General features: G+C 54.2%; 1 tRNA gene and 2 rRNA genes. All 3 read left to right on the forward strand.

The annotated features are described in order from the left end of the window. Nucleotides 1-77 precede the first annotated feature (77 nt). The 3 genes from LQ953_RS16090 to LQ953_RS16100 all read left to right on the forward strand — a co-directional run bounded on the left by LQ953_RS16090 (nucleotide 78) and on the right by LQ953_RS16100 (nucleotide 3295). A 23S ribosomal RNA gene (locus LQ953_RS16090) occupies nucleotides 78-2872 on the forward strand. A gap of 145 nt (nucleotides 2873-3017) precedes the next feature. Beyond that, nucleotides 3018-3132: ribosomal RNA gene (gene rrf, locus LQ953_RS16095) — 5S ribosomal RNA — on the forward strand. 86 nt (nucleotides 3133-3218) lie between these two features. Continuing rightward, nucleotides 3219-3295: transfer RNA gene (locus LQ953_RS16100), tRNA-Met, on the forward strand. Nucleotides 3296-3343: the final 48 nt, after the last annotated feature.

Raw genomic sequence — 3343 nt, forward strand, 5'->3', positions numbered from 1 at the left:
TCCCCAGGGTTCCCATCAAAGTAATACTTTGATGGGCTGGGGACTGATCCAGTGTTGTTGTTGGTGGTGTGGACTCTCAAGCGTGAGGTAAGGGCAATTCGTGGATGCCTTGGCATGTACAGGCGATGAAGGACGTGGCACGCTGCGATAAGCGTCGGTGAGGTGTGAGCAACCTTTGACCCGACGATTTCCGAATGGGGAAACCCACCTAATCCGATTATCTCTGCCGTCAGCAATGACGGTTGGGGTAATTGGAAAAAGGTATCATGTAGCTGAATAAAATAGGCTTCGTGAAGCGAACCCGGCGAACTGAAACATCTCAGTAGCTGGAGGAAAAGACATCAACCGAGATTCCGTTAGTAGTGGCGAGCGAACGCGGACCAGGCCAGTGCCTCCAATTCAACTAGCAGAACACTTTGGAAAGAGTGGCCATAGCGGGTGACAGCCCCGTATGCGAAAGTGATGTTGGAGGACTTGAGTAGGGCGGGACACGTGTAATCCTGTCTGAATATAGGGGGACCACCCTCTAAGCCTAAATACTCGTACATGACCGATAGCGAACTAGTACCGTGAGGGAAAGGTGAAAAGCACCCCGATGAGGGGAGTGAAACAGTACCTGAAACGGATTGCCTACAAGCAGTTGGAGGGTCCTTGAGGCCTGACAGCGTACCTCTTGCATAATGGGTCTGTGACTTAATGTATCAAGCAAGCTTAAGCCGATAGGTGTAGGCGCAGCGAAAGCGAGTCTGAATAGGGCGATTTAGTTTGATGCATTAGACCCGAAACCCGGCGATCTAGGCATGACCAGGATGAAGGTGCGGTAACACGCACTGGAGGTCCGAACCGATTAACGTTGAAAAGTTACCGGATGAGTTGTGTTTAGGGGTGAAAGGCCAATCAAGCCGGGAAATAGCTGGTTCTCCGCGAAAACTATTGAGGTAGTGCCTCGGATGGACACCCTAGGGGGTAGAGCACTGGATGGATGCGGGGGTCGCGAGATCTACCAACTCTAACCAAACTCCGAATACCTAGGAGTGATATCCGGGAGACAGACGGCGGGTGCTAAGGTCCGTCGTCAAAAGGGAAACAGCCCTGACCTACAGCTAAGGTCCCCAAGTCGTGTCTAAGTGGGAAAGCATGTGGGAATCCCAAAACAACCAGGAGGTTGGCTTAGAAGCAGCCATCCTTTAAAGAAAGCGTAACAGCTCACTGGTCTAAATAAGGGTTCCTGCGGCGAAGATGTAACGGGGCTCAAGACACGCACCGAAGCTTAGGGTGTGCTCGTTTACGAGTACGCGGTAGCGGAGCGTTCCGTACGCCTGTGAAGCAGACTGGTAATGGTCTGTGGAGGTATCGGAAGTGCGAATGCAGACATGAGTAGCGATAAAGAGGGTGAGATGCCCTCTCGCCGAAAGACCAAGGGTTCCTGCGCAAGGCTAATCCGCGCAGGGTGAGCCGGCCCCTAAGACGAGCCCGAAGGGGGTAGTCGATGGGAACCACGTTAATATTCGTGGGCCTGGTGGTGTGTGACGGATGACGTGTGTTGTATGCTCTTATTGGATTGAGCATGCTTCGAAGTTGTCCCGGGAAATAGCCCCACCGTATAGACCGTACCCGAAACCGACACAGGTGGTCAGGTAGAGTATACCAAGGCGCTTGAGAGAAGTGTCCTGAAGGAACTCGGCAAATTGCCTCCGTACCTTCGGAAGAAGGAGGCCCTCACTGAGCGCAAGCTTTTTGAGGGGGCACAGGCCAGGGGGTAGCGACTGTTTAGCAAAAACACAGGGCTCTGCTAAGTCGGCTTCAAGACGACGTATAGGGCCTGACGCCTGCCCGGTGCCTGAAGGTTAAGTGGAGGGGTGCAAGCTCCGAAATGAAGCCCAGGTAAACGGCGGCCGTAACTATAACGGTCCTAAGGTAGCGAAATTCCTTGTCGGGTAAGTTCCGACCTGCACGAATGGCGTAACGACTTCCCCACTGTCTCCAGGACATGCTCAGCGAAATTGAATTCTCCGTGAAGATGCGGAGTACCCGCGGTTAGACGGAAAGACCCCGTGCACCTTTACTGCAGCTTCAGAGTGGCAGTGGAGAACAACTGTGTAGAATAGGTGGGAGGCTTTGAAGCACCGGCGCCAGCTGGTGTGGAGCCACCAAGTGAAATACCACCCTGTTGTTCTCTACTGTCTAACCACGCACCGTTATCCGGTGTTGGGACCCTCTGTGGCGGGTAGTTTGACTGGGGCGGTCGCCTCCTAAAGAGTAACGGAGGCGCGCGAAGGTTGGCTCAGGCCGGTTGGAAACCGGCTGTTAGAGTGCAATGGCATAAGCCAGCCTGACTGCGAGACTGACAAGTCGAGCAGAGACGAAAGTCGGTCATAGTGATCCGGTGGTCCCTCGTGGAAGGGCCATCGCTCAACGGATAAAAGGTACGCCGGGGATAACAGGCTGATAACCCCCAAGAGCTCATATCGACGGGGTTGTTTGGCACCTCGATGTCGGCTCATCACATCCTGGGGCTGGAGCAGGTCCCAAGGGTTTGGCTGTTCGCCAATTAAAGTGGTACGTGAGCTGGGTTCAGAACGTCGCGAGACAGTTTGGTCCCTATCTGCCGTGGGCGTCGAAATTTGAGAGGAGTTGACCCTAGTACGAGAGGACCGGGTTGAACATACCTCTGGTGTACCAGTCGTTCTGCCAAGAGCGCAGCTGGGTAGCTATGTATGGACGGGATAACCGCTGAAAGCATCTAAGCGGGAAGCCTCCCTCGAGATAAGATTTCTTAGGACGGTGAAAGACCATCACCTTGATAGGCCGGATGTGGAAGTGCGGTAACGCATGGAGCTAACCGGTCCTAATTGTCCTATTCGCGCTTGAGAGTTCCACCATCAACAACAGCCCTGGATATCCCAGAGCCTTGTCTGGTTGGATGAAAACACAAAGCCTGCACGGGCATCGATCAAAACCCCTTCTTGAACAAGGGCGCTAACCCAAGCGCCCTTGCGGACACACCGGCTTCATTGCTTGGTGACCATAGCGTCTGTGACCCACCCGATCCCATCCCGAACTCGGACGTGAAACCAGACAGCGCCGATGGTACTGTGCCTTAAGGTACGGAAGAGTAGGTCGTCGCCAGGCATTGCAGCCGGTGTCCCGCACACAAGAAGACAGCATGGAAAACCCATTCACATCCCCCCGCTCCCACGCGGGGCAAAAAGCCTTGTCGCGGGGTGGAGCAGCCCGGTAGCTCGTCAGGCTCATAACCTGAAGGTCACAGGTTCAAATCCTGTCCCCGCAACCAACAAAAAGCCCGCAAGTCACATGACTTAGCGGGCTTTTTAGCGTTCGG

The sequence above is a fragment of the Sphingomonas sp. IC-56 genome (assembly GCF_021043375.1).
In the GTDB taxonomy this organism is placed as follows: Bacteria; Pseudomonadota; Alphaproteobacteria; order Sphingomonadales; family Sphingomonadaceae; genus Sphingomonas.